Origin of the sequence: Rhizobium laguerreae (assembly GCF_019778565.1) — a bacterium.
GTDB lineage: Bacteria > Pseudomonadota > Alphaproteobacteria > Rhizobiales > Rhizobiaceae > Rhizobium > Rhizobium laguerreae.
In genome coordinates, this window is the sequence record NZ_JAAXQT010000006.1 from 146,383 (window position 1) to 171,521 (window position 25,139).

Genomic DNA, 25,139 nt, shown 5'->3' on the forward strand with positions numbered 1-25,139 from the left:
GACGGGCGCCCCTATGAATTCGTAGGCTGCGCGCCGTCACCTCCGTCGACGGCACGACGGCGCCGCCAAACGGGCTGTTTCCGTCGCTTTGACCCAAACCAAGACCAGACTTTCGCGGCGATTTCCATCTGGCGAGTCCCGAGATCAAGCCGGAACGTAGGTCAACCTGATCACATCCTCGCCAATCCGGTCATGAGCCATCAGGCGGAGCGGCGGCCGGGGTCCGGCGAAATATGGCTTGCCGTGACCGAGCACGACGGGGTGCAGGTAGATGCGATACTCATCGATCAGGCCAAGTTCGGTGAGGCTTTGCGCCAAATTGGGGCCGGCAACTTCGATCTCCCCGTCACGTTCCGCCTTAAGCTCGCGGATCGCGGCCTCAAGGTCTTCCCCAACAAGCCTGGCTTTGGGACCGACCGACTTCAACGAGCGCGAGACGACCCATTTCGGCTGGTTCCGCCACGCCGCCGCGAAAGCCCGTCGCTCTGCATCCCATTCAGGATGTTCGTCGTCCCAGTAACGCATGACCTCATACATCTGGCGACCGTACACACTGCCCGCCTGCCGCTCTGCCTCCTCGATGAAGTGGCGGAAGAGCGTCGGGCTTGATCCAAACGCCATATGATCGACGTAGCCGTCCAGGGACTGATTCATTCCGAATACGAGCTTAGCCATCCTCACTTCCTTTCCTTAAACGGCATATCCGCAGATCTGATTGCAGAATGCAATCGGTTGCGATTTAACTCAACTGGTTTTAAATCGCAATTTGTTTTTGGAGCAGCCTGAACGCCCACGCTCAGGCTGCCGACTAATCTTGCCTGTCAAGGCTGCCTGGGTGGACAACGGCCTGTCCGCTTCCAGCGATCCGAAATGGACAAGCCATCGTCAGAGGGCGCTATTTCAACGGCAGAAACAACTCCGCCACCGCCTCATGCTCCGGCACTTCGGGGAAGAAGCTCAGCCGCTGGCAATAGATCGGGAAGTCGCGTGCTTCCTCGCCGCTGGCCGGAAGCCAGTCGCGATAAAGGTAGAGCGCGGCGGGCTCCAGATTGTCGGTGTTGCCGACGACGCGCAGCACCGCGCAGCGTCCGCCAGGGATCTCGCCGGCTTTGATCTCTTCGCCGTTCGCCTGGATCGGTTGGTCGGTCCCGACACAAAGGTCGACGCTATAATCGGCAGGCGACTGAGGACGCCGCTCGGAACGCCAGACGTTAAAAGTCGGACTTGTCCTGGGGTGCAGGCCAGCGGCCTTGCGCCAGGCGATGAACCGCTGGATGGTGGCACCGAGCGTCGCCGGGTCGCCCCGATGCTCCATGATCGCCACCGGCGTGGTAGGCACATTGCGAATTATCACGTCGTCAGTGGTAAAAGTCTTCTGCATGAGCTTGCTTCTTGCATTGTCGAGAGGCCCGAAGGCGGCAAGCCACGGCTCCCAGTCAGGAGACTTCCGAAACGACGAAGGCGATTGACCGAACCGTTGCCGAAAGGCGCGGGCGAAGGCATCCGGCGCATCGTAGCCGGCATCCATCGCTATATCGGTGACGCGTTCTTCGTCCCTGTAAGCCAGCCGGTATGAAGCGCGCTTCATGCGGGCAAGCTGGATATAGCGATGCACGGACAATCCGAAGGTCGCCGTGAACTGCCGGTGGAAATGAAACTTCGAGAAGGCTGCGACACTGCTCAAAACATCGAGATCGAGATCGTCATCGAGGTGCCGGTCGATATAATCCAGCACTCGCTGCATCCGCTGATGATAGTTCCGAAGCGCTGCGGTCATTCGTCTTGGTCTCCGTGGCAGCTCAAACTAGATCCCTCAGGCAACGCAGCGCTCGACCGATCTTGCGGTTTGGCATGCATCAGCAGGCGTGCCGCCCGATCGGCGCATCTTGCGATCCTCGGCCGACGCTGTTATTCGCATTTCCGTCTTAGAGGAGAATGCCTTTGTTTGCCGTCGCAACGATCCATAACTCACCGGCTGCGGCGGTAGGGATAAAGGCGCTCGGCATCGTGACCGAGCGCTGATCCTCGCTCTATCGCTCGGCCTTTAGCGCGCCAGTGCTGGCGCATGTCTAATGTCGAGAAGACTATGATTATCGAACTAACGTCTCATGATTTTGAAGCGCTGCTGAAAGGCATCGCGCCACGTCATCTGCGCCTTGTCCAAGACAGCGCCATTGCGCCTCCTGAAGTGCTGGCGATGTTGAACCGCCTCGCGGCTGACATCGGCGCGGAATTTTCGCCGTCGGCCTGGATGATCGTGGAGGATGACGAGATCGTCGGCCTTTGCTCTGTCCTCAAGGTTCCTCAGGATGGAAGGATGCATATCGGCTATGGGGTTGCGCCCACCCGCCAAAGCCGCGGATGCACCACGCGAGCCATAGGGCAGTTGCTCGCGTGGGCGCGGAACGACTCTCGCGTCGCCCTGGTCTCTGCGGAGACCGGAGTCGACAACATCGCGTCCCAGCGCGTTCTTAAGCGCAATGGCTTTATCCGGATCGGCGAGCGTATCGATGCCGAAGACGGTCCGTTGATCTGCTGGGAAGCAATGACCGTTTAGGTTGCAGGCGAGGGAGCCCAAACAGGAAACGGCCGGCGAGGTTCAGTCACCTCGGCCGGCCGTTGTCATGAAGGAAATGACGACTGCGGATCTGAAGCCGGCTTCAGCGGCCGTAGGTGACCTCGACGGAGGCCTTGGCAAGCGTATTGGCCCTTACATAGAAGCCAACCATGGCGGCCGGGGCGGTCTCGGGAAGCGGGAACTTGTCCACCGAGAGCGCGTAGACCGTGAACTGGTAGTGGTGCGGCTGATCACCCGCCGGCGGGCATGCGCCGCCATATCCAGACATGCCAAAATCCGTGCGACCTTCGACAGCGCCTGCGGGAAGCTTTTTGTCACCGCTTGCGCCAGTGGCAACTTTCGAGGCATCCGCGGGAATGTTGAACACCGACCAGTGCCACCAGCCCGAGCCTGTGGGAGCATCCGGATCGTAAGCCATGATGGCGAAGCTCTTGGTCGCCTCCGGAGCACCCGACCAGGTCAGTTCCGGCGAGATGTTCTCGCCGGCGCAGCCGAAGCTGTTGAAGACCTGCGCGTCGGCCATGGACTTGCCGGCGGCCAGATCCTTCGAGGTGAGCTTCATTTCGGCCTGTGCGGCCGTCGCGCCGAAGACGGAGGCGGCGAAAAGTACTGCTGTGATGAAACGCATGCTGTTTTCCTGCGGTTGATAATGCCGGAAAACTATCGTCACTGCGCAAGCGCATCTGCCCACTACGCTCAACTTCTGCCCCGATCCGCTCAAAACGCTCGGAGCCGCCCCGCACATGGCGCGGATTGACGCCAAACCGGTCCTTGAACCGCGCCGCGAATTGAGAAGGGGAGTCGTAACCGACTTCAAGCGCAACCTGCGCCATCGGCAGGGTTGTGGTTTGAATGAGCCCCAAGGCGCGGTTCATCCTTGTATCGCTCAAGATCTCACTGAAGCCGGTACTTTCGGCGGCGAGCTTACGCCTCAGCGTCGCTTCGCTCATGTTGAACGAGCGCGCCGCGTGCCCCAGCGTCCAATCAAAGGCCGTATCGCTTTCGATCATCTGCCGCAGCCGGTCCTCGAACCGACGGCTTTGGCATTGGCCAAGCACCGCTCCGCAGAGCGCAAACCAGGTGATCAGCTCTATCAAACGAGCCTTGGCAATGGCGCTGGGAAGCCTCATCAGATTGCCGGGCTGACAGCAATAGTCAAACAGCGCCGCGGCTTCCTCCGGCAGCTTCGAGGTGCCTGCGGGGACAGGCCTTGATGGAACGGCAATCGATCCCATCCTGATATAGGCTTCCTCGAAGAGCTGTCGCGGAACGGGCAGCGCCAGGGTTTGATACTTCTGCGGCGCCTTGGGAATGTTCTCCATCGTCAGCGGTCGATAGTCTGGCAGCAAGCCGTAGGCGCCCGCCTCGAGGCGCAAAGCCTTGTCATCGGCCATGACAATCTTCGTTCCCGATTGCACCTGTATTAACAAGGGGATCGTATTGACCAGACGATAAAAACAGGCCCGCCCACCCTGACGGATCAAGGCCCTGGCCGGAACGGGAAAGACGTCGTCGAGCATATGTTCTCCGGCAAAAGGATGGACGCGCGGCAACCGATGGACCTTTATTGAACGCCCTGGCTCGCTGGCCTCGATGATCGGGGATATCAAAACCGAATGTCAGCGGCAACATTCAGCCCAAGCGGCAGGCTTTGAGCCCGTCCGACAGGCCTGAAATCGCCGTCATGGCTTACAAGCGGCAGGCCTGAGCCAAAGCAGCATTAGCGCCTGCCGGACCTCCTGACATAGTCGACCAGCGCGCGCAGCTTCAGCGGCTGCCTCTGGCGCCGGGGATAGTAGAGATAGAAGCCCGGGAAGGGCGGACAGAAATCCTCCAGCAGCAGTACGAGTTCCCCGCGGTCGATATAGGGCTGGAAGGTTTCCACCATGCCGAAGGTGATGCCGGCTCCGGCGCAGGCCATGCGGATCATCATGCCCATGTCGTTGGTCGTAACAGTGGGATCGACGGAGACGTCGAAGTCGCGGTCGTTTTCGGTGAACTCCCAGCGATAGGGTGCCGTATCCGGGCGTGGCCGCCATCCGATGCAGGCGTGGTTCTGCAACTCGCCGGGATGGCGGGGGTAGCCGCGGCGCTCGAGATAGCTGCGGGAAGCTGCCGCGCATTGTCGCTGCTCTTCGGAGACTGAAATCGCGATCATGTCCTTTTCGATCACTTCGCCGAGCCGGACACCCGCATCGAAGCCCGCCTCGACGATATCGAATTCGTCATCGGTGATGGTGATATCGAGTTTGATATCAGGGCAGGCTTCCATGAAGCCGGCCAGCAAGGTGCCGGAGAGGAAGTTCTCGGCGATCGAGGAAACGGTGATCCGCAGCAGGCCGCTCGGGCGCGCCTGCATTTCCCGCACCGTCTGCATCGCATCCTTGACCTGGCGGACCGATGGGCGAACCGCGTCGAAGAACACTTCGCCGGCTTCGGTCAGGCTGACGCTGCGCGTCGTGCGCTGGACCAGGGCGACGCCAACCCGATCCTCCAGGCGCTGCAGGGCCTGGCTGACGGCGGAGCGGGTGACGCCGAGCCGTTCGCCGGCGAGCCGGAAGTTGCGCGCCTCCGCCACCGCAAGAAAAACCGAAATGCCTTCGAGATCATCGACCATTGGTTAGTTTTTCTAACCAAGTCATCCTGGATTGGCAACTTAATCGCCGCGGATTAGCGCACTATCTTTCAGGTCGAGGTCAACGAAGCCTTCGAAAGGCAAAGGCAATGCGAAGGATTTTCACAAGCCCCCTCCTGCGGTTTTTCACGGCGGTCACCCTGGCTTGCGCGGCGACCAGTTCGTTCGGCGCCGATACCGTGAACGACCGAGAAAATCAGCAACAACAAACAAGCGAGTACAGAATGCAGCAACATCCCTATGTCGGCATGTGGGTGACGGATGACGGCCGCGTCCGCCACGAACTTCTGCCCAACGGCCGCTACGACGAGGCCCGCGGCAGCAGGGAAAGCGCCTACCGGGGACGCTACGAAGTCACCGGAAGCCACATCGAATATTGGGATGACACGGGCTTCACGGCCGACGGCGATTTCGTCGACGACAATACCCTCCATCATGGCGGCATGGTGCTTCGGCGCAGATGACGTGCCGCCCGAAAGGCAACACCACACAGAAGAAGGCCGCGTTTGCCGGCCGGAAAGGATGACGATCATGTCTTTCCCAACCCCCATCTGGTTCATCACAGGCGCATCGTCCGGCCTCGGCCGGGCACTTGCCGTAGCCGTCCTCTCCCGCGGCTGGCGCGCCGCCATGACGGCACGCAGACCCGAGACCCTGGCAGATCTCACGGCAGAGCACGGAGACCGCGCGCTTGCCCTTGCACTGGACGTGACGAACAGCCGCTCCATCGCCAGCGCGGTTCGTGACGCCGAAACCCATTTCGGTGCGATCGACGTCCTCGTCAACAATGCCGGCTACGGCTATCTCTCGGCGATCGAAGAGGGTGACGATGCGGAGATACGCGCCCAGTTCGAGACCAATGTCTTCGGACTGATCGATGTCACCAAGCAGGTTCTGCCGGGCATGCGCCGACGCCGGCAAGGGCATATCTTCAACGTCTCCTCGCTTGGCGGGCTCGTCGCTTTTGCCGCAACCGGCTACTATCACGCCACCAAGTTCGCGGTCGAAGCCTTGTCGGAATCGCTTTTCCATGAGGTCAAACCGCTCGGCATCGATGTGACGATCCTCGAACCCGGCGCCTTCCGCACGGATTGGGCCGGCCGGTCGATGGTCGAATCCAGCACGATCATCGAAGACTATGCGGAAACATCCGGCAAGCGGCGCCGAGCCACCCGCTCGATCTCCGGCAACCAGCCGGGCGATCCCGCGCGCGCGGCAACCGCGATCATATCGGCGTTCGAAGCGGATGAACCGCCGCTGCGCCTGCTGCTCGGCGCACCTGCCCTGAAGATCGCCCGCGAACGGCTCGATGCGCTGCGCGCAAACTTCGACGCCTGGGCGGAGACATCGCTCGGTGCTGATTTTCCCGGCTGACCGCCAAAAACCCTCAGCCGCATCGCCAGGCGAGCGGCGTACAACGGAGCTTGAAATGTCTGATATCAAAGGAAAAATTATTGCCATCACCGGCGCCAGCAGCGGCATCGGAGAGGCGGCGGCAAAGGTGCTGGCTGCCGCAGGCGCCCATATCGTGATCGGCGCCCGCCGCACCGAGCGCCTCGAGGAACTCGCCGGCGAAATCGCCGCAAAGGGCGGGACGGTGCGCCTGCGACAGCTTGATGTCACCGACCGTTCCCAGGTGGAAGCCTTTGCAGGCTTTGCCTGCTCCGAATTCGGCCGACTGGATGTCATCGTCAACAATGCCGGCGTGATGCCGCTGTCGCCGCTGGAGGCTCTCAAGGTCGACGAATGGGAACGGATGGTCGACGTCAACATCAAGGGCGTTCTTTACGGCATTGCGGCGGCGCTCCCGATCATGAAGGCGCAGGGATCAGGGCAGATCATCAACCTGTCTTCGATCGGCGGCCTCAGCGTCTCGCCGACGGCGGCCGTCTATTGCGCGACAAAATTTGCAGTGCGTGCCATCTCGGACGGATTGCGGCAGGAGACCGATCGTATCCGGGTGACTGTCATCTCTCCCGGCACGACGACATCGGAGCTGGCCGACACGATCACCGATCCGACGGCGCGGGACGCCATGACGGCTTTCAGGGCGATCACGATCAGCCCCGAGGCGATCGCCAATTCGATCCTCTACGCCATCAACCAGCCTGGTGACGTCGATGTCAGCGAGATCATCATCCGGCCGACTGCCAGCCCGCATTGAGTGGCTGAGATTTTGCCAAAGCAATTCCAGCAAAAGTGCAGAGCGGTTTTGCCAGGCAAAGCGCGAAGCGATTTTGCCGGGAATTGCGGAAAACGAAAAAGCCACCGCCGCCTAAAAACCCAGCGACTGCTGGGCGGGCGGCGGCGGTGCGAGATTGACGCCTTCGAGCTCCAGCATGCGGGTCTTCGATGAAGAACCGCCGGGAGCGGAGAAGCCGCCGATCTTGCCGCCGGCCGCAAGCACCCGATGGCAGGGGATGATCAGAGCGACCGGGTTCTTCGCCATCGCCTGGCCGACGTCGCGGGCGGCTTCCGGCCCGACACCAAGTTCCTTGGCCAGTGCGCCGTAAGTGGTGGTGCGGCCCCAGCCGACACGCCTTGCCGCCGCATAAATATCCAGGAAGAAGGTATCCTGGCCGGCAAGATCGAGTTCGACGCCGGAAAAATCGGTTTCCTCACCTTGGAAGTAGCGCTTCACCGCGGCGACCGTCTCGAGCACAGCGGGCGTCGGCGCGCCGGCTTCGGCATCCGGCAGGCGGCGCAGCAGGAGCCGTTCGGTCGCTTCCGATGATTTGGTCGGCAACTGGAAGCGGGTGATGCCGGCGTCGCTCCAGGCGATGCCGCAGAAACCGCCCGCGGTTTCGAAGATGAGATAGTGGTGCGTTGTCTCAGCCATGACACAGCCTCCGCGTTTTCGATAACCCTCAAAATCGTATGGGACGGCCGCTGTTTCAACCCGTTTCTTGCGCGCGCCGCGCTTCCAAGAAATATTGCGGTGCACCCCTGCAATGTCGGTCGAACTCCACTTCAACCGAGCCGTTTCCGCCTTAGCGCCCGCTGATTATGTTCTCGTTTTGTTCTTGACGCCACCTGAATATGCGATAAGCTTCTTCTCGTGCAACGAGGAGGCTGCCAAATGGTCTGGAGTTCAATGTCACAGCTTTCATTCGACTGGAAAGATCCCGAGAAGAGGTCCACACGCAATGAAGAGTATCGTCATCGACTATTCTTTGGGTTTCGCCCTTCTGCGGAAGCGGTATCGGAGTCGATTGAGATCGCCCAGTCTCGCCAAGCCGCTCATTCCCTCACCGGCAGGCTCCGTCCGAGCGAATTGTTGCATTTGACACTAAACGGGATCGGTGCTTATCGCAGACTGCCTGACGATGTGATTTTCGGCGCAGCGCAAGTGGCCGCAACCGTCCGCGCCCGGTCCTTCGAGCTTACGCTGGACCAGACCATGAGCTTCAAGCATCAATACGAGCCGCAAGCTTCTGTTCTCAGCAGCAGTTGGGAAAACGAGGCGCTGATGTATCTTTACAAGCAGCTTCGAGAGGGCATGTACGAGGCAGGCCTCCCCTATGATCGGAGCGGCCACCTGACACCGCACATGACGCTTCTCTATGACCGCAAGACCGTTCCTGCGGAAAGGCTCAACCGTCCCGTCCGGTGGAAGGTGAGAGAATTCCTTCTGATCCATAGTGAGTATGGCAGCAGCAAGCACCAGCTAATTGGTCGCTGGCCGCTGCTCGACTGAAGCTCGCTTGCGTAGCGGCGTAGGATTCGCATAAGACTTCCCACCCCAATGCGCTACGTGCGGAGCGAAATCAGCATGGACGTTTCAGAGATTATCATCCCTGGAGATACGCCGGGAACGGAATGGCGGCTGCCGGTGCTGCATTTTACGGGCCACGATCCGAAGGCGCCGAAGATCTATATCCAGGCGGCACTGCATGCCGGCGAGCTGCCGGGAACGGTGCTGCTGCATTTCCTCTGCGAAAGGCTGCGGCAGGCGGAAAGCCAAGGTGGGATCGCCGGCGACATCACCATCGTGCCGCAGGCCAATCCGATCGGTGCGGCGCAATCGCATTTCGGCGAGCTGCAGGGCCGTTTCGACCTGGGTTCACGCACCAATTTCAACCGGGATTTCCCGCTGATCTCCATTGTCGATCGCGCCACGCTGATCGAAGATCTCGATGATTACCCGGCTACCGACAGATTGAAGAGGCAGCTGCTGCATATGGCGCTTGGCGCCGATCTGGTGCTCGACCTGCATTGCGACGATGAATCCTTGCAATATGCCTATATCGACGAGGCCTTCTGGCCGGAGGCGGCCGATCTCGCCGCTGCACTCGAGATGGAGGCCGTGCTGCTTTCGGATGGCGAAAGCTCGGCCTTCGAGGAGGCCGTCGGCTTTGCATGGAAATATGAAGTTCCCGGCGAACGCCGGCCACGTCTGCTCGGCAAACTCTCCGTCACCGTCGAGCTGCGCGGCAAATGCGACGTCGATCCGGTGCTGGCGAAAAAGGATGCGGACGGGCTCTGGCACTTCCTTGCGACACGCGGGATCGTCGGCGACGAAAAGCCGGCGGCAACGGTATTTTCTGGTCCGGCCGTACCGCTCGACAATGTCGAGATCATCCGCACTCCGGAAGGCGGCGCCGTGCTTTTTCATCGCGACATCGGCGAGAGGGTTGCGAAAGGCGACCGCCTAGTGACGATCGTCACCCGGCCAGGGCAGCCGGGCGGCAGCATCGACCTCACCGCGCCGCAGGACGGGCTGATCCTGACCCGAACCTCCGACCGGCTGGTGCGGCGGCGCGGCGACCTGATGAAGATCGCCTGCGACGAACCCAGCAAGGCTTCGCGCAAGGCCGGCACGCTGGAGAATTGAACGGGGCCGGTTTTGTCGTGCTGCGATCGTCGACGCGCTCGGGGATAAAACGTCGCACGGCGTTTGCGCCGGCCTTCGTGCATGTTATCTCGCTACTATCACAGGGAGATCGATCGGGCATGGCCGTCACCATCTATGGCATCAAGAATTGCGACACGATGAAGAAGGCCCGCAGCTGGCTGGAAGAACATAGCGTCGCCTATGAGTTTCACGATTACAAGGCGCTCGGTATCGACCTCGCCCATCTCGAAACCTGGATCGACCAAGCCGGCCTCGACACCGTCCTCAACCGCGCCGGCACCACCTTCCGCAAATTGCCCGACGCCGAGCGCGAGAACCTCAACCGGGAGAAGGCGATCCAGCTGATGCTCGACCAGCCGTCGATGATCAAGCGGCCGGTGCTGGAGGCGAAGGGCAAGCTGCTGGTCGGCTTCAAGCCGGAGATTTACGCCGGTACGTTCGGAGGCTGACAGACGGCCCGCTGAGCTCACGAGGGAAAGAGATGTCCAAGACCACGCGCGCGACACAGCTTCTTTCGCAAGCAGGCGTCGCCTTCACCGTTCATGCCTATGACTACGACCCCAACGCCGAGCGCGTCGGGCTGCAGGCGGCCGAAGCGCTCGGCGAGGCGCCGCGCCGGGTGCTGAAGACGCTGATGGCGGAGGTGGACGGCAAACCGGTCTGCGTCGTCGTGCCATCGGATCGTGAAGTCAGCATGAAGATGCTTGCCAGCGCCTTTCACGGTAAATCGGCCAATATGATGAAGCCTGCCGATGCAGAGCGGCTGACGGGTTATCATGTCGGCGGCATCAGCCCTTTCGGCCAGAAGAAGACCGTGCCGACGGCGATCGAGGAGGCCGCGCTTGGCGAACCGCTGGTCTACATCAATGGCGGGCAGCGCGGGCTGCAGGTGCGGCTCGATCCGAAGCATGCATTGAACGCGCTGAAGGCCGTCGCCGCGCCACTGATTGCCTGATCAGAGGAAGCGTTCGAGCAGCCGGGCGATCGTCTTCGCCTCGCTCTCGGCGAGCTTGCAGCCGATGTGGGTCTCGATCGATCTGGCATAGACGGTCCACATGCGCTCGCGAAGCCTTCGGCCGGCATCTGTGATCACCACCCAGCGGCCGCGTCCATCCTTGGCGAAGACCTCCCGCCTGACCAGGCCCTCCCGTTCCAGCCGGTCGATCAACCGGGAAAGATTATACTGGGCCAGCAGCGTCCGCTCCTCGATCTCGTAAGGGCGCAGCTTGCAGTCATGCGAGCGCGCCAATTCCCACAGCACGTCGTACCAGGCAAGCGGCGGCATGCCGGCCGCCTTCAGGTCGGCTTCGAAGACGCCAAGCAACCGCTCGCGGGCGCGCATGATGCTCGTCCAGGCAGAGGTGACCGCTTCGCTCGGATTCGACGGTTTTTCAGACATAAATGCAGTTACATCTATCTTGAATTCTGTTACAACCGATATTAGATGCATTTACATCTATCTTATTGCCAAGGAGAGCGCCATGAGCAAGCTTACCCTCGTCAGCCATCATCTCTGCCCCTATGTGCAGCGCGCCGCGATCGCGCTGCTCGAAAAGGGCGTGCCCTTCGAGCGAATCAATATTGATCTTGCCGACAAGCCGGACTGGTTCCTGAAGATCTCGCCGCTCGGCAAGGTGCCGCTGCTGCGGATCGAGGAGGACGGCAGTCAGGCCGTGCTGTTCGAAAGCAGCGTCATCTGCGAATATCTGGAGGAAACGCAGCCAGGTGTGGCGCTGCATCCAAAAGACCCACTGACACGTGCCCGCCATCGCGGCTGGATGGAATTCGGCTCATCCGTGCTTTCCGATCTCTGGGGCTATGAGACGGCGCAGGTTGCGGACCAGCTGGACGCCAAGCGCACGGCGCTCATCTCCAAATTCGCAACGCTCGAGAACGTATTGACGGACGGCCCCTATTTCGCCGGCAACGACTTCAGCCTCGTCGACGCCGTCTTCGCGCCGGTCTTTCGGTATTTCGATCTCTTCGAGACGCTCGGCGACGGCGACATCTTCGAAGGGCTTGAGCGTGTAAAGCGCTGGCGCAAGGCGCTCTCCGAACGGGCGAGCGTCAAGGCCGCCGTTGGCGAAGACTACCCGCAGTGGCTGATGGAATTCCTCGAAAAACATAACTCGATCCTGCTCAGGCTGCCTTCCGCCGCCTGAAGCGCGCCCGGCGGCCGGACCTCTCATCCGGCAAGCTTGCAATTCGGCGGCAATACGCTTCATTTTCGCCGCAAACGGGTCTAAGTCTTCCAGCCTCCCACCGTCGATGACAGAAGGCAGGTTGAATCATGACTTTCATGCCCCAGAGCCAGAGCACCGTTGATCCCGTCAAGCTGGAAAAGCTTGCGGAAGTCGCCGTCAAGGTTGGGCTACAGCTGCAGAAGGGTCAGGACCTGGTGATCACCGCGCCTGTCGTGGCGCTGCCGCTCGTTCGACTGATCACCAAACACGCCTATCTGGCCGGCGCCGGGCTGGTCTCCGCCTTCTATTCCGACGAGGAAACGACGCTGGCGCGCTATCAGTATGGCAGCGACGAGAGCTTCGACCGCGCCTCCGCTTGGCTCTACGAGGGCATGGCCAAGGCCTATGCCAACGGGGCGGCCCGTCTTGCGGTTGCCGGCGACAATCCGATGCTGCTCTCCGAGCAGGATGCCGGCAAGGTCGGCCGTGCCAATCGCGCCAACTCCACCGCCTACAAGCCGGCACTGGAGAAGATCTCGAATTTCGACATCAACTGGAACATCGTCTCCTACCCGAACCCCTCCTGGGCCAAGGTGGTCTTCCCCGACGATCCGGAACCGATTGCGATCGCCAAGCTCGCCAAGGCGATCTTTGCCGCCTCGCGTGTCGATGTCAGCGATCCGGTCGCCGCCTGGGCCGAGCACAATGCCAATCTTGGCAAGCGCAGCGCCTGGCTGAACGGCGAGCGCTTCGCCTCGCTGCATTTCCAGGGACCGGGCACCGACCTGACGGTCGGCCTTGCCGACGGACATGAATGGCATGGCGGCGCTTCCACTGCCAAGAACGGCATCACCTGCAATCCGAACATCCCGACCGAGGAAGTGTTCACCACGCCGCATGCGCTGCGCGTCGAAGGCCATGTTTCGAGCACCAAGCCGCTTTCGCACCAGGGCACGCTGATCGACAATATCCAGGTGCGCTTCGAGGGCGGGCGCATTGTCGAGGCCAAGGCCTCGCGCGGCGAAGAGGTGTTGAACAAGGTGCTCGATACCGACGATGGCGCGCGCCGGCTCGGCGAAGTGGCGCTGGTGCCGCATTCCTCGCCGATCTCGGCCAGCGGCATCCTGTTCTACAACACGCTGTTCGACGAAAACGCCTCGTGCCACATTGCGCTCGGCCAGTGCTATTCCAAATGCTTCCTCGATGGCGCGACACTGAGCCAGGAGCAGATCAAGGCACAGGGCGGCAATTCCAGCCTTATCCATATCGACTGGATGATCGGCTCCGACAAGGTCGATATCGACGGCATCAAGCCGGATGGTTCACGGGTTCCGGTGATACGGCAGGGCGAATGGGCCTGAGTGGCATCATCGTGCGCTGACTGAGCCAGACGCTGGCAAGCACCATGGCGAAACCGCCGATCTGCACTGGCGTCAGGCTCTGGCCGAGCGCCAGCCAGCCGAGCAGGGTCGCGACCAGCGGGCTAAGGAAGCCAAGCGAGGCAACCGCCGAGGGCTCGATGCGCGACAGGCCACGGAACCAGAGCAGATAGGTGAAGGCTGCGCCGATCAGCCCGAGATAGGCAATGCCGGCAATGTTTGCGGCGGTCGGCATCGGCAGCGCCGGTTCCAGGAAAAAGGCAAAAGGCACCAGCAGCATGCCGCCCGCCGTCAATTGCCAGGCGGTAAAGGTGAGGTTTGAGACCGGCGGCGCCCAGCGGCGCGTCAGCACCGTGCCGAAAGCCATCGAGACTGCGCCGGCCAGACCGGCAGCGACACCTATCGGATCGAGCCCCGCCTTCGGCGTCAGCACCAGAAGTCCGACGCCGGCCATGCCGACGAGACCGGCCAGCACGGCCAGCGGCCGGATCGGGTTGCCGAGAAAAAGCCGCGACAAAGCGATGACGATCAGCGGCTGCACCGCGCCGACCGTTGCGGCAACCCCGCCCGGCAGCCTGTAGGCCGAGACGAAGAGCATCGCCCAGAAGAACGAGAAGTTCAGCGCGCCGAGAACGAAAGCCCTTCCCCACCAGATGCCGACAGGCAGCTTTCTGACCAGGAAGAGAAGCAGCAGGCCGGCCGGCAGGGCGCGCAGCATCGCAACTGTCAGCGGATATCCGGCCGGCAGGAAAGCGGTGGTGACGATATAGGTGCTTCCCCAAATGGCGGGCGCGAGCGCGGTTGCCATAAGATCGGCGACATAGCGTGAATTTGTCTTCATATCAAGAATCTCTATTTCAAGATAAATTCACCCTACACCTTCTTATCTTGACGTCAAGATAATGAATGGTATCGATGGAGCATGAGCGAAGACGGCAAGATGGACCATGTCGACAAGATCCTGGCGCAATGGCGACGGGAGAGGCCGGACCTCGACGTCGAACCGATGGGCATCCTCGGACGTCTGAAACGCTTGAGTACCCATCTCGGTCGCGAAGTGGAGGCCGTGCTCATGCAGCAGGGGCTTTCGTCCTCCGCCTTCGACGTGTTGGCGACGCTGCGCCGCGCCGGGGCGCCCCACCGGCTTTCGCCGGGGGAGCTTCTGGAGATGACTATGGTCAGCTCCGGCACGATGACGAACCGCATCGACCAGTTGGAGAAGGCAGGTTACGTCGAGCGTATCCTCAATCCGGAGGATCGCAGGAGCGTGCTCATCGCGCTGACAGAAAAAGGGCTTGCGACGGTGGAGACCGCCGTCGATGCGCATGTCGCCAATCAGCACCGGTTGTCGAAAAATCTGAGCTCGGCCGACAAGGCGGAACTCGACAGGCTGCTGCGCAAGTTTCTTGCGGACTTCGAATAGCGCCTATCGAATTGCCGATAGCAGCTTGCGCACGCGATCGAGACGCGCCCTGCGCTTGGCATCGGTGGCCCGGTCCATGTCGTGCAGGCTGAGCATGCGGAAGTTCAGTCCCTTCGAGCAGAAGGCGGCGATGCCACGCTTCAACAGCCGGCGCACCGGATCGCCCATATAGAGACGCACCAGCCACCAGGGCGAACCTGTCGTCGTCAGCGCATGGAGCAGCCTGATATTGGTCAGCTGCGGCACGATACGGCCGCCGGCGGCGTCATGGCTGAATGCAACGCCGGGAGCGAAAACACGGTCGAAGAAACCCTTCAGGATGGCGGGGAAATTGAACCACCATTGCGGAAAGACGAAGATCAGGCCTTCGGCAGCCTTCAGGCGGGCGACGATATCGGCAACGGCTGAGGTATCGTAGGGCTGATCGAAATAACCGCTGCGCTCGGCCTTCGAAAGGCGTGGATCGAAATTTTCGGCATAGAGATCAAGCAGGTCGACCGTATGGCCTGCTGCTTCCAGCGCCTCACGCGCAGTCCTTGCCACGGCGGCGGCGAAACTGTCCTCCAACGGATGGGCAAGCACCAGCAGGATTCGCATCGTCAGAACAGGCTTCCCTGCTTCGGCGGTTCGGCGGGTTTTGCGCTGCGCTTCTTGGCACCGGCCGGCGGTGTGCCACCTTCCGTGGTCATCGCGCCGACACGGCCGTCGGCAAATTCGATGGCGATGCCCATGCCGGCGGAGAGGTGAGCAGCCTGCGAGACCGGCCTGTTATCCTCATCGCGAATGACGGCGTAACCGCGCTTCAGCACATTCTTATAGGAGAGCGACTGGAGCACGCGGTCCTGCGCGGAAAGCTCGGCGCGCGCGCGGGTCAGCTGGTGGCGGACCGCCGTATCGGCATGGCGCGAAAGATTGCCGATGCGTTCGCGACCGCGGTCGGTCTGGGTCTTCAGCCGGGCTGGCAGCGAGGCGAGGATGGCTTCGGCGCGGTCGACGCGTGATTTCGAGCGGTCGATCAGCCGTTCGACCATGCGCTCGGCCCGGGCCATGCGCTCGTTCAGCGTCTGGCGGCGCTCGGCGATGCGATTGGACAGCACATCAGGACGCAGATGCGCGGCGACACGCTCGAAGCCGCGACGCTTGTTGATGGTGTTGAGCTCCAGTCCGCGGCCGAGGCCGATTGCCGCCTCGTCGAAACGGCGGCGCGGCAAGGCGAGAAGCTGATCGAGCGACGGCAATGCCCGCATCAGGGCACGCACCGACTGGCGGCGCTGATCCATCTGCCGGTTCATGCAGCCCTGCAGGCGCGCCGCAAGAGCGGCGGCCTGCGCCTCGAGTTCCGCCTTGACCGGCACCGCCATTTCCGCGGCCCCCGTCGGCGTCGGCGCACGGACATCGGCGGCATAGTCGATCAGCGTCCAGTCGGTCTCATGGCCGACGGCCGAGATCAGCGGTATTGCGCTTTCGGCCGCAGCACGCACGACGATTTCGTCGTTGAAGCTCCAGAGGTCTTCCAGGCTGCCGCCGCCACGTGCGACGATCAGCACATCCGGGCGCGGGATGGCGCCTGAAGGTTGCAGCGCGTTGAAGCCGCGGATGGCGTTCGCCACCTCCTCGCCGGAGCCCTCGCCCTGGACCTTCACCGGCCAGACGAGGACATGCACGGAAAAACGATCGGAGATGCGGTGAAGGATATCGCGGATGACGGCGCCGGTCGGCGAGGTGACGACGCCGATGACGCTCGGCATGAAGGGCAGCCGCTTCTTGCGGGCGGCATCGAACAGGCCCTCGGCGCCGAGCTTGCGCTTGCGCTCCTCGATCAGCGCCATCAGCGCGCCGGCGCCGGCGGGCTCCAGCGTCTCGATGACGATCTGATATTTCGAGGAGCCCGGAAAGGTGGTGACCTTGCCGGTGGCAATGACTTCCATGCCCTCTTCCGGGCGGAACTTCAGCCGCGAGAAGGTGGCCTTCCAGATGACGGCGTCGATGCGGGCGCGATCATCCTTCAGCGCGAAATAGGCATGGCCCGAGGAATGCGGCCCGCGATAGCCGGAAATCTCGCCGCGCACGCGAACCTGGTCGAAGGCGGTTTCGACCGTGCGCTTGATCGAGCCGGAAAGTTCCGAAACCGAATATTCGGCAAGGTTGGTCGGCGAATCGCCGTCGAAGACGTTGCTCATCCCCTCTTTCTATGTCTAACGGCGGCAAACGGAAAGATCGGCACTGGCATTAGGATCGGTTTTCCCGGCCATTGAGATAGGTCGCGCGCGGGGTTCGTCGCCATTGCTTCGAGCGCGCTCATCCCCTGGAATGCTGCACATGCACTCGTTGCAGCCGGGCAAACAAACAACAAAATCGTGTAAATATGTTTTGCTGCGGAACGGATAGTTAGAATGCGCGTTTTACCCGAAAGGGATTGCTAACCACCGCAATACAAAGGCTTTTCGGCGAAGATCGTCGGTAAAACTTTGTTAGCTGGCGCTTCCTATGCTTCCCCTCGTTCTCTCTGGGAAGGTGCTGAAATGATTATTCTCACAGCAGCAGCATTGGGCGTCAGCGCCGGGCAAACGCGTTCGGCTGGCGTGATCGCGCTGGTCGCCGCGCTGATCGGAATGACATTTGTGTTGGCAGCGATAACCTCGCCCGGGCCGGTGTCTATTCTCGCATTCGTCTATGCCGTGCTCGGCTATAATGGCGGCCTCATGCTCTTCGTGCTCGGGCTCTACGCCAGTCAGCGCCTTCGTCGCGCCATGCGCGTTTCAAACTGACAAGTGCGTCGCGGCCTTTCAGATCGGCTTCCCGCGCTTGCTTATCCCATCCTGAAGATCGCCGGCGTCAATTCGTCGTCGGCCGATAGCGATAGAACTGAACGCCCGCCTCCGCCGCCTTCGGAAGCGGTTCCAGATAGGGCGGGATATTGCCCTTGCCGAGCTCAGCATAGAGCCCATCCGGCTTCAGTTTGGCGATCTCGCGGGTCTGCAGGTCGCCGGGGCAGAAGGCAAGCACCGTCACGCCGGTCCCCTTCAGGAAAGCGTCCGCCTCCCGCGGCTCGGCCATGCCGATATGCAGCTCCGTCAGCATGCCGCCCTGATTGCGATGATAGGGCGCGGAGAGAACCCGGTTCGCGGTGAAGCGGAGGATGGGCACGCCCATTTCCGACGGCGCCGAGACCAGTCCGGCCGGTAGCCCGGCGAGCGGCGCCAGCGCCGCTTGCGATGTGCAGGAAATCTTCTTTGCCGGCTCTGCCGCCTTTTTCTGTACAGCATTCTGCATCTGCAGCGAGACAAATCCACCGCCGACGGCCCAGGCGGCCGGAGCACTGGCGAGCACGGTGACGATATAGACGAAGGCGGCTGCGACATTCTCGCTGTCGCCATTGGAGATGCGGCGGACATCTATAATCAACAGGGCAAGCGGCAGGATGGAGATCAGGTTCGAGAAGGTGGAACCGCGCACCTGGACCAGCGCGATTGTCCAACTCGTCATCAGCAGGAAGAGCAGGACCAGGTGGATTTGCACGCGGTCACGCTTGATGACGCGGAATATGCAGACGGCGATGCCGAACAGGCCGGCCGCATAGAAGGCACCGATCGAGAAGGGATCGGTGCGTGCGAGAGCGAAAATCGACTGCGCTTCCGAAACATTTCTGAGCCAGAGCTCGACCAGCATCGGGTCGAGACCGGCCAGCGGATCGCTCAGGCATTGCGGTGCGATGACGACCACCGAACCGAGAACGCCGGCGCCGACGACGGCGAGTGCGGCAAAGCGCAGGGGCCGGCGCAAACGGCTGGCAAAGACCGCCGAAAACAACAGCAACCCGCCGCCGATCGCCGCCAGGCTGTAATAACCGAGCGAGAGATTGTCGCAGGTGACCGTCGAATAAAGCCGGGGCGGCACCGTTGCGAAGAAAAGGATGCTGATCGCAATCGCCAGCGCCAGCCCGAAGGCCCTCGCGGCGACGGCGAAATTTTCGCCCTCCCATGCCCAGAGCAGGGCGACGATCAGGCAGACGGTAGCGACAAAGGGCGTCGTCTCGGCGCCGATGGCAATGGCGACCGCCGCCGCGATGCCGGCGACCGCATAGCTCCAGGCGCGGTGTTCTGGATCCAGCAGCATCGCGACCATCGTCGCGACCAGCGCCAGCTGCGCATTGTGATGATCGATGGCGCCCGGCGCGAAACGATTTCCGGTGTAGATCGCAAGACCGGTCAAGCCGAGACTGATATGCATGGCGGCAACCCCGCCGATGCGCCGGCCGGCGACCGCCATGGCGAGCATGGCGGGCAGGATGAGCGATACCGGCCAGGCGGCGAGCGCCAGCGCTTCGGCCGTCTCGCGGGGCGCAAACAGGCCGAAGAACCAGATTAGCGAGGCGATCGGCATATCGATCAGCCGCGACCAATGCATCAGCGTGCCGCCGTCGAGGCCGAGACGATATTGCATCAGATCGAACCAACCCTGCCCAGCCAGAAAATCGCGAACCTCTACGAGACGCATTCCGTCATCATTGTCGGGGCCGACGTAATCGGTGGCGCCGGAAACCTTGGTGATGAGGATGGCGGCAGCAAGGATGACGCAATAGGCGATGACGCTTGGCCAGAGACGCGTCAGCAGCTCGCGCAGCCCGCCCCTGGGAGCGGGCAGCCCGCCCCTGGGAGCGTCGATCGCGGAGGATGCATGAGGGATCGGCAGCACAGCGTTCATTGTGGTTAGCGGTTCGTTTCGATACCCGAACTTTAGCCGCCGCCGATCAAGAAAGTGTAAAGCCGTTTGTGGCAGCTGCCGATATTGCCCGCGTCATAGGGTCTTATTAACGGCGCATGCTTTAGGCTGAGCGCGGCTTTCAGTGTAACGAGTAGAGTCATGGCCCGATCGCGTACCGATAATCTGAATATTGCCGTCCTACTCCCCTGCTATAATGAAGCCGCGACGATCGGCGCTGTCGTGCAGGGTTTCCGGGCGACGCTGCCCGATGCTGCGATCCACGTCTACGACAACAATTCCACCGACGGCACCGCGCTGCAGGCGATGCTTGCCGGCGCGCATGTCGTGCGCGAGCGGCGTCAGGGCAAGGGCCATGTCGTGCGCCGCATGTTTGCCGATATCGACGCCGACATCTACATCATCGCCGACGGCGACGGCACCTATGCACCTGAGGATGCCGAGGAACTGGTGCGCACGCTGCTCACCGAGCGTGCCGACATGGTGGTCGGCACCAGGCGCGGCGTGCACGCCGATGCCGGCCGTCAGGGCCATGCGCTCGGCAACCGGCTTTTCAACCTGCTCTACCGGATGATCTTCGGCCCCGACTTCACCGATATCTTTTCCGGCTACCGCGCGTTTTCGCGCCGCTTCGTCAAGAGCTTCCCGGCGGTATCAGGCGGCTTCGAGATCGAAACCGAGATGTCCGTGCATGCCTCGCGGCTGAAGCTGCCGGTCAGCGAGCTGGAGCTCGACTACGGCCGCCGGCCGGAAGGCTCGCACTCCAAGCTTTCGACGTTCCGCGACGGCGCCAGGATCCTCTGGATGTTCGCGATGCTGATGAAGGAAACCCGGCCCTTCGCCTTTTTCAGCGCGATCAGCGCCACCTTCATGCTGACGAGCCTCGGCTTCATGGCGCCGGTGCTGGCGGAATATTTCGAGACGGGTCTCGTCAGCCGTATGCCGACCTGGGTGCTGTCAACGGCGCTGATGATGATCTCCTTCATGCTGTTCACCGCTGGCGTCATCCTGGATTCCGTCGCGCGTGCCCGCGCCGAACAGCTTCGTATTCACTATATGAGCCTGGAAAGGCCGAGCGCGTTGAAGGCACCGCTCAGCGACGCGGGGCCGGTCTCTCGCGCGCGTCCCGGCAAGGCGGATGCGGCATGAGGAAGCTTGTCCGCTTCACCATTGCCGGCGGCATCGGCTTTCTCGTCGATGCCGGCATCCTGTCGGCGCTGCTCGCATTGACGCCGCTCGGGCCGTTTCTGGCGCGGCTCGTGGCGATCGCCTTCGCCATGGCCGCAACCTGGGCTTTCAACCGGAGCTTCACCTTCGATCGCTCCGGCCGTTCGCTTGCCGCCGAAGGCTTCCGTTATGGCTCGGTCGGGGTGACGGCAGCGCTGGTCAATTACGGGCTCTATTCCGCGCTTCTGCTGTCGTTGCCGGCGCTTCAGCCGCTGGCAGCCATGGTGATCGCCAGCGTCGCCTCGATGATCTTCAGCTTCTTCGGCTATTCGCGCTTCGTCTTCCGGGCGGAATAGTTAGAGTATTTCCTGGTCAGACCGCTTCCCAGCCATCCTTCTCGCTGGCCCGGTAGATCGCGTCGATCACCTTCTGGTTCAGCTTCGAATTTTCGAGGGTGACGATCTCTTCCTTGCCGTTCGTCACCGCCCGGGCGAAGGCCTCGACCTGCCGCTTGTACTGGCGGCTGTCCTGGAAGCGGAAGATGCGCGATTCAGAGTGGCTGCGGTCGGCAAGCTCGATTTCTTCCGAGCCCCAGCGATTAGCATTGAACGGCGACTTGACCTCAATGTACCCTTCGGTGCCGTGGAAGACCATGACCTGGCGGTTGGCCATCTGCGTCGAGATATAGAAGCTCAGCTCGAAATCGCCGAAATCGGCCTTGACGCTCGAATAGATATCCGTGCCGAAATCCGGATCGCGCTCGGTGATCGCCTGGATCCAGAGCGGCTCCTTGCCGGTGGAAAAACGCGTGCCCATGACGGGATAGACGCCGATATCGGGAAGGCCGCCGCCGCCGAGCTCGGGGACGTTGCGCATGTTGGCAGGGTCGCGGTTGAAATACGTGAAGGCGCCCTGCACATGCCGGAGCGACCCGATCGCGCCCTGCTCGATCAACGAGCGCACCTTCTGCCAGACCGGGGAATAGGTGATCATATAGGCTTCGGTGACCACCACCCGGTTGCGGTCGCGGGCGGCGATCAGATCGTCGATATCGCCTGATTTCAACGCCAGCGGCTTTTCACAGAGCACGTGTTTGCCGGCATCGGCTGATTTGATCGACCATTCGATATGCTGCGAGGTCGGCAGCGGGATGTAGACGGCGTCGATGAGGTCGGAGGCCAGCATCTCCTCGTAGGAGCCGAAGGCATGCGGCACCGAGAAGCGGTCGGCCATCTCCCTTGCGCGCGCCAGATCGCGGCTGGCAACCGCCGTGACGACGCAATTCTCCGCATCCTGGATCGCCGGAACGACATTGTCGCGGCCGATCTTCGCCGTTGAAATGATACCGAAACGCAGCATGATCCAAGTCTCCCGAACTGATTTCCGCAAACCATATTCAGGCCTTAGCTGCGGCGCAATGGCGCGGCCCGAAATCACGGAAGTTTGCCTTCCCGGATGCGCGGATCGCACTAAGTTGGTCAGGGCGGCGTTCTGCCGTATCCGCGATTTCAATTCCTTCACACTTCTGGAGAGCGTCATGGAAATGCGCCGGCTTGGAAAAACAGGTCTTTCGGTCGCGCCGATCGTTATCGGTGGCAATGTCTTCGGCTGGACAGCCGACGAAAAAACATCCTTCGCCATTCTCGACGCCTTCTTCGACGCGGGCCTGAATACGATCGATACGGCCGATGTCTATTCCTCGTGGGTTCCGGGCAACAAGGGCGGCGATTCCGAGGAGATTATCGGGCGCTGGCTGAGCCAAGCCAAGGTCTCCCGCGACAAGGCCGTTATCGTCACCAAGGTCGGCTCCGACATGGGGCAGGGAAAGACGCTGAAGGAGACCTATATCCTGAAGGCGGTCGAGGATTCGCTCAGCCGGCTGCAGACCGACTATATCGACCTCTATCTCTCGCACTGGCCGGATGAAGATACGCCGCACGAGGAAACGCTCGGCGCCTATGCCAAGCTGAAGCAGCAGGGCAAGATCCGCGCCATCGGCTGCTCAAACTATGATGCGACACTGCTTCAGGCTTCCTTCGCCGCTGCCGAGAAGGCCGGCCTGCCGCGGTACGATGTGCTGCAGCCGGAATATAATCTCTATGAGCGCGCAAGCTTCGAGGGGCCGCTTGCCGATCTCTGCGTCAAGGAAGACATCGGCGTCATCACCTATTTCAGCCTCGCCGCCGGCTTCCTCACCGGCAAATACCGCAGCAAGTCCGATACGCAGGGCCGCGCACGCGAGGGCCGAGTTTCGCAATATCTCGACGACAAAGGCCTGCGCATCCTGGCCGCGCTCGACACGGTTTCAAGCGAGACCGGTGCAGCGCCGGCAGAAATTTCGCTCGCCTGGCTGCTGCGCAAGAAGGGCGTGACGGCGCCGATCGCCAGCGCGACCAGTCTTTCGCAGCTTGAAAGCCTGGCGAAATCGGCGACACTGGCGCTTTCCGATGAGGCGATGGCGCTGCTCGACGAAGCCGGCGCCTGAAAGAAAGAGACGCCATGACCGTGACGATACGTGATGCCCGCCCCGAGGACGAAGCCCGCTGGCGCGAACTGTGGGCGGCCTATCTCGCCTTTTATGACGTCACGGTCGATGCCGATATCACGGATTCCACATGGCGCCGGGTCTTCGATCCGGAGTCGGCAATCGCGATGCGTGTCGCCGACGTCGACGGCAGGATCATGGGATTTGCGCTCTATCTCACCCATGAGGGCACGTGGATCCACGGCAGGGACTGCTATCTCGAAGACCTGTTCGTCAATGCCGATGCGCGTGGCAAAGGCGTCGGGCGGGCGCTGATGGACGATCTCGTTTCGACCTGCAGAGCCAAGGGCTGGTCGCGGCTCTACTGGCATACGAGCGAGCAGAACAGAACCGCGCGAGCGCTCTATGACAGCTATGTCGAGAGCGACGGCCATATCCGCTATAGGATCACCTTTTGAGCGATGGAAAATTCCCATACCATTCGGAATGATCGCCTTTCCAATTGGCCATACCCGGTTTGGTGAGTATGCCGCGCGGGCTGATATAGCTCTGGATCACCCGCTTCGGCCGTTCGTGCCACTGAATATTGAAGGCCCAGAGCTTGGGGAAAAAGCAGAGCGAGGCATAAGGCAGGTGGTCGTGAATCCACCAGGCGAGCCGCTGCCAGTCGCTTTCATCGTGGTAGTGGTCGATCATCCATGGCACGGCGATGCAGACGGCAGCACCCATGCAGCCGTCAAAATCCCTCATATCCCAGATGTGATGCGCTGATGTGGCGGCATTGGTCGAACAGTTCAGCTTGTTCTCGTTGCCGAACCTGTTGACCGTGGGCGAACGATAACCGGAACGGATGTGCAGGCGCCCGAACGTCGCTTCCAGTGGCTCCAGCAATTCCTCGCAAAGCCTCTTGCCCGCCTCGATCGCTAGATCGGGATCTTCGGGGATATTGGGGATGCGATGGAAATCGGCGATTTCGGAATGCAGGAAATCGCGGAGGAAGAAGTTTTGCGACAGCCGCACGCGGCCGAGATCCTCCAGACCTTTCATCGAACCCGGCTTTCGCATGACTTTACCTCCCATGTCGACGGTAAGAATCATCGCCCCGCACCAATTTTCAGTCCACCCGAAATCGATCGGGAACAATTGGCGCGATCCTCGCTTCTTAATGTGTCGCCGCATTCGCGGTTTTTCCCAGAACAAGGATTGAGAAAATGGCCAAGGAAAAGACGTTGGAAGATCTCTTCTACGACACGCTGAAGGACATCTACTTCGCCGAACGGCAGATTTTGCGCGCCCTGCCGAAGATGGCGCGTGCTGCCCAATCCCCCGATTTGAAGGCGGGCCTTGAAAAGCACCGCGAGCAGACCGAAGGACATGTCGAGCGCCTGCAGCAGGTTTTCGAGCTGATCGGCAAACGCGCCCAGGGCAAGACTTGCGAGGCGATCCAGGGCATTATCGCCGAGGGCGAGGAAATCATGGAGGAATTCAAGGGCACGGCGGCTCTCGATGCCGGCCTGATTTCGGCCGCCCAATCCGTCGAGCATTATGAAATCGCCCGTTACGGCACGCTGAAGACCTGGGCCGCGACCCTCGGCCTCAAGGATGCCGTCAGCCTGCTCGACCAGACGCTGCAGGAGGAAACGGCGACCGACAAGACCCTCTCTCAGCTCGCCACTACGGCGGCAAACCAGAAGGCAAAGGCTGCCTGATGC

At 61.6% G+C, this 25,139-nt stretch carries 29 protein-coding genes and 1 pseudogene; 17 read left to right on the forward strand and 13 right to left on the reverse strand.

Going from position 1 to position 25,139, the window contains the following annotated elements; translation table 11 throughout:
- Positions 1 to 144: 144 nt before the first annotated feature.
- Both HFO71_RS19490 and HFO71_RS19495 read right to left on the reverse strand, forming a co-directional pair.
- Complete coding sequence (locus HFO71_RS19490) at positions 145 to 675, reverse strand: dihydrofolate reductase family protein (protein WP_221988309.1); 531 nt, start codon at positions 673 to 675, stop codon at positions 145 to 147.
- Positions 676 to 895: 220 nt separating this feature from the next.
- A complete protein-coding gene (locus HFO71_RS19495) occupies positions 896 to 1,777 on the reverse strand; it encodes an AraC family transcriptional regulator (protein WP_131639968.1) in 882 nt (293 codons plus the stop codon).
- A gap of 288 nt (positions 1,778 to 2,065) precedes the next feature.
- Between HFO71_RS19495 and HFO71_RS19500 the strand changes: the two genes are divergently transcribed.
- A complete protein-coding gene (locus HFO71_RS19500) occupies positions 2,066 to 2,557 on the forward strand; it encodes a GNAT family N-acetyltransferase (RefSeq protein ID WP_077977282.1) in 492 nt (163 codons plus the stop codon).
- 103 nt (positions 2,558 to 2,660) lie between these two features.
- Here HFO71_RS19500 and HFO71_RS19505 read toward each other — a convergent pair whose 3' ends face one another.
- The 3 genes and pseudogenes from HFO71_RS19505 to HFO71_RS19515 form a co-directional block, all read right to left on the reverse strand.
- Positions 2,661 to 3,206 (reverse strand): YbhB/YbcL family Raf kinase inhibitor-like protein, encoded by a 546-nt coding sequence (locus HFO71_RS19505; protein ID WP_132610923.1) that lies wholly within the window; start codon positions 3,204 to 3,206, stop codon positions 2,661 to 2,663.
- Positions 3,207 to 3,264: 58 nt separating this feature from the next.
- Positions 3,265 to 4,098: pseudogene (locus tag HFO71_RS19510) on the reverse strand (helix-turn-helix transcriptional regulator); the annotation flags it as partial.
- Positions 4,099 to 4,298: 200 nt separating this feature from the next.
- Positions 4,299 to 5,195: a LysR family transcriptional regulator gene (locus HFO71_RS19515; RefSeq protein ID WP_131639972.1), complete on the reverse strand. Its 897-nt coding sequence runs from the start codon at positions 5,193 to 5,195 to the stop codon at positions 4,299 to 4,301.
- 107 nt (positions 5,196 to 5,302) lie between these two features.
- Between HFO71_RS19515 and HFO71_RS19520 the strand changes: the two genes are divergently transcribed.
- From HFO71_RS19520 to HFO71_RS19530, 3 genes are read left to right on the forward strand one after another with little or no spacing between them, the layout of a single operon-like run.
- Positions 5,303 to 5,677: an Atu4866 domain-containing protein gene (locus HFO71_RS19520; RefSeq protein ID WP_131639973.1), complete on the forward strand. Its 375-nt coding sequence runs from the start codon at positions 5,303 to 5,305 to the stop codon at positions 5,675 to 5,677.
- 58 nt (positions 5,678 to 5,735) lie between these two features.
- A complete protein-coding gene (locus HFO71_RS19525; RefSeq protein WP_170269627.1) occupies positions 5,736 to 6,587 on the forward strand; it encodes an oxidoreductase in 852 nt (283 codons plus the stop codon).
- Positions 6,588 to 6,642: 55 nt separating this feature from the next.
- A complete protein-coding gene (locus tag HFO71_RS19530; protein WP_221988310.1) occupies positions 6,643 to 7,377 on the forward strand; it encodes an SDR family oxidoreductase in 735 nt (244 codons plus the stop codon).
- A gap of 111 nt (positions 7,378 to 7,488) precedes the next feature.
- Here HFO71_RS19530 and HFO71_RS19535 read toward each other — a convergent pair whose 3' ends face one another.
- The gene (locus HFO71_RS19535; protein WP_131662008.1) at positions 7,489 to 8,052 is read right to left on the reverse strand and encodes a methylated-DNA--[protein]-cysteine S-methyltransferase; all 564 of its coding nucleotides are present in this window, start codon (positions 8,050 to 8,052) and stop codon (positions 7,489 to 7,491) included.
- Between the two features lie 240 nt (positions 8,053 to 8,292).
- Between HFO71_RS19535 and HFO71_RS19540 the strand changes: the two genes are divergently transcribed.
- The 4 genes from HFO71_RS19540 to ybaK all read left to right on the forward strand — a co-directional run bounded on the left by HFO71_RS19540 (position 8,293) and on the right by ybaK (position 11,023).
- Entirely contained in the window at positions 8,293 to 8,910 is a 618-nt protein-coding gene (locus HFO71_RS19540; protein ID WP_221988311.1) for a 2'-5' RNA ligase family protein, read from the forward strand.
- Between the two features lie 75 nt (positions 8,911 to 8,985).
- Positions 8,986 to 10,047 (forward strand): M14 family metallopeptidase, encoded by a 1,062-nt coding sequence (locus tag HFO71_RS19545; protein WP_221988312.1) that lies wholly within the window; start codon positions 8,986 to 8,988, stop codon positions 10,045 to 10,047.
- 119 nt (positions 10,048 to 10,166) lie between these two features.
- On the forward strand, positions 10,167 to 10,517 hold the full coding sequence (locus HFO71_RS19550; protein WP_017962882.1) for an ArsC family reductase: 351 nt from the start codon (positions 10,167 to 10,169) through the stop codon (positions 10,515 to 10,517).
- 32 nt (positions 10,518 to 10,549) lie between these two features.
- Positions 10,550 to 11,023 (forward strand): Cys-tRNA(Pro) deacylase, encoded by a 474-nt coding sequence (ybaK, locus tag HFO71_RS19555; protein WP_221988313.1) that lies wholly within the window; start codon positions 10,550 to 10,552, stop codon positions 11,021 to 11,023.
- Here ybaK and HFO71_RS19560 read toward each other — a convergent pair whose 3' ends face one another.
- Positions 11,024 to 11,467 (reverse strand): MarR family winged helix-turn-helix transcriptional regulator, encoded by a 444-nt coding sequence (locus HFO71_RS19560; protein WP_221988314.1) that lies wholly within the window; start codon positions 11,465 to 11,467, stop codon positions 11,024 to 11,026.
- 82 nt (positions 11,468 to 11,549) lie between these two features.
- On the opposite strand from HFO71_RS19560, the gene HFO71_RS19565 reads away from it, so the two are divergent.
- Both HFO71_RS19565 and HFO71_RS19570 read left to right on the forward strand, forming a co-directional pair.
- Entirely contained in the window at positions 11,550 to 12,230 is a 681-nt protein-coding gene (locus tag HFO71_RS19565; protein WP_221988315.1) for a glutathione S-transferase family protein, read from the forward strand.
- Between the two features lie 128 nt (positions 12,231 to 12,358).
- Positions 12,359 to 13,612, forward strand: coding sequence for an aminopeptidase (locus HFO71_RS19570; RefSeq protein WP_221988316.1), 1,254 nt, complete (start codon positions 12,359 to 12,361; stop codon positions 13,610 to 13,612).
- Here the strand turns inward: HFO71_RS19570 and HFO71_RS19575 are convergent.
- On the reverse strand, positions 13,560 to 14,471 hold the full coding sequence (locus HFO71_RS19575; RefSeq protein WP_221988317.1) for an EamA family transporter: 912 nt from the start codon (positions 14,469 to 14,471) through the stop codon (positions 13,560 to 13,562). The two genes, HFO71_RS19570 and HFO71_RS19575, sit on opposite strands and share 53 nt — an antisense overlap.
- Positions 14,472 to 14,552: 81 nt before the next feature.
- Here HFO71_RS19575 and HFO71_RS19580 point away from each other — a divergent pair, with 81 nt between their 5' ends.
- Positions 14,553 to 15,053, forward strand: coding sequence for a MarR family winged helix-turn-helix transcriptional regulator (locus HFO71_RS19580; protein ID WP_168337752.1), 501 nt, complete (start codon positions 14,553 to 14,555; stop codon positions 15,051 to 15,053).
- Between the two features lie 3 nt (positions 15,054 to 15,056).
- Here the strand turns inward: HFO71_RS19580 and HFO71_RS19585 are convergent, their stop codons facing one another.
- Together HFO71_RS19585 and xseA are read right to left on the reverse strand one after the other, a co-directional pair.
- Entirely contained in the window at positions 15,057 to 15,650 is a 594-nt protein-coding gene (locus tag HFO71_RS19585; protein ID WP_221988318.1) for an NAD(P)H-dependent oxidoreductase, read from the reverse strand.
- A gap of 2 nt (positions 15,651 to 15,652) precedes the next feature.
- On the reverse strand, positions 15,653 to 17,233 hold the full coding sequence (gene xseA, locus HFO71_RS19590) for an exodeoxyribonuclease VII large subunit (RefSeq protein WP_221988320.1): 1,581 nt from the start codon (positions 17,231 to 17,233) through the stop codon (positions 15,653 to 15,655).
- A gap of 342 nt (positions 17,234 to 17,575) precedes the next feature.
- Between xseA and HFO71_RS19595 the strand changes: the two genes are divergently transcribed.
- Positions 17,576 to 17,821, forward strand: coding sequence for a hypothetical protein (locus HFO71_RS19595; protein WP_025396761.1), 246 nt, complete (start codon positions 17,576 to 17,578; stop codon positions 17,819 to 17,821).
- Positions 17,822 to 17,888: 67 nt separating this feature from the next.
- Here HFO71_RS19595 and HFO71_RS19600 read toward each other — a convergent pair whose 3' ends face one another.
- Positions 17,889 to 19,757 carry a hypothetical protein gene (locus tag HFO71_RS19600; protein ID WP_221988322.1) on the reverse strand — a complete coding sequence of 623 codons (1,869 nt, stop codon included), beginning with the start codon at positions 19,755 to 19,757 and terminating at the stop codon, positions 17,889 to 17,891.
- Between the two features lie 159 nt (positions 19,758 to 19,916).
- Here HFO71_RS19600 and HFO71_RS19605 point away from each other — a divergent pair, with 159 nt between their 5' ends.
- Entirely contained in the window at positions 19,917 to 20,924 is a 1,008-nt protein-coding gene (locus HFO71_RS19605; RefSeq protein ID WP_025396759.1) for a glycosyltransferase, read from the forward strand.
- The gene (locus tag HFO71_RS19610; RefSeq protein ID WP_025396758.1) at positions 20,921 to 21,298 is read left to right on the forward strand and encodes a GtrA family protein; all 378 of its coding nucleotides are present in this window, start codon (positions 20,921 to 20,923) and stop codon (positions 21,296 to 21,298) included. Before HFO71_RS19605 ends, HFO71_RS19610 begins: the two co-directional genes overlap by 4 nt.
- A gap of 16 nt (positions 21,299 to 21,314) precedes the next feature.
- On the opposite strand, the gene HFO71_RS19615 is transcribed toward HFO71_RS19610, so the two are convergent.
- Positions 21,315 to 22,301, reverse strand: coding sequence for a Gfo/Idh/MocA family protein (locus tag HFO71_RS19615; RefSeq protein ID WP_025396757.1), 987 nt, complete (start codon positions 22,299 to 22,301; stop codon positions 21,315 to 21,317).
- 178 nt (positions 22,302 to 22,479) lie between these two features.
- Here HFO71_RS19615 and HFO71_RS19620 point away from each other — a divergent pair, with 178 nt between their 5' ends.
- Together HFO71_RS19620 and HFO71_RS19625 are read left to right on the forward strand one after the other, a co-directional pair.
- Positions 22,480 to 23,427, forward strand: a complete 948-nt coding sequence (locus HFO71_RS19620) for an aldo/keto reductase (protein ID WP_025396756.1) — start codon at positions 22,480 to 22,482, stop codon at positions 23,425 to 23,427.
- Positions 23,428 to 23,441: 14 nt separating this feature from the next.
- Positions 23,442 to 23,885, forward strand: a complete 444-nt coding sequence (locus HFO71_RS19625; RefSeq protein ID WP_221988323.1) for a GNAT family N-acetyltransferase — start codon at positions 23,442 to 23,444, stop codon at positions 23,883 to 23,885.
- Here HFO71_RS19625 and HFO71_RS19630 read toward each other — a convergent pair.
- On the reverse strand, positions 23,875 to 24,492 hold the full coding sequence (locus HFO71_RS19630) for a hypothetical protein (protein WP_221952973.1): 618 nt from the start codon (positions 24,490 to 24,492) through the stop codon (positions 23,875 to 23,877). The two genes, HFO71_RS19625 and HFO71_RS19630, sit on opposite strands and share 11 nt — an antisense overlap.
- Before the next feature lie 146 nt (positions 24,493 to 24,638).
- On the opposite strand from HFO71_RS19630, the gene HFO71_RS19635 reads away from it, so the two are divergent.
- Positions 24,639 to 25,136, forward strand: a complete 498-nt coding sequence (locus HFO71_RS19635; RefSeq protein ID WP_131621138.1) for a YciE/YciF ferroxidase family protein — start codon at positions 24,639 to 24,641, stop codon at positions 25,134 to 25,136.
- Positions 25,137 to 25,139 lie beyond the last annotated feature (3 nt).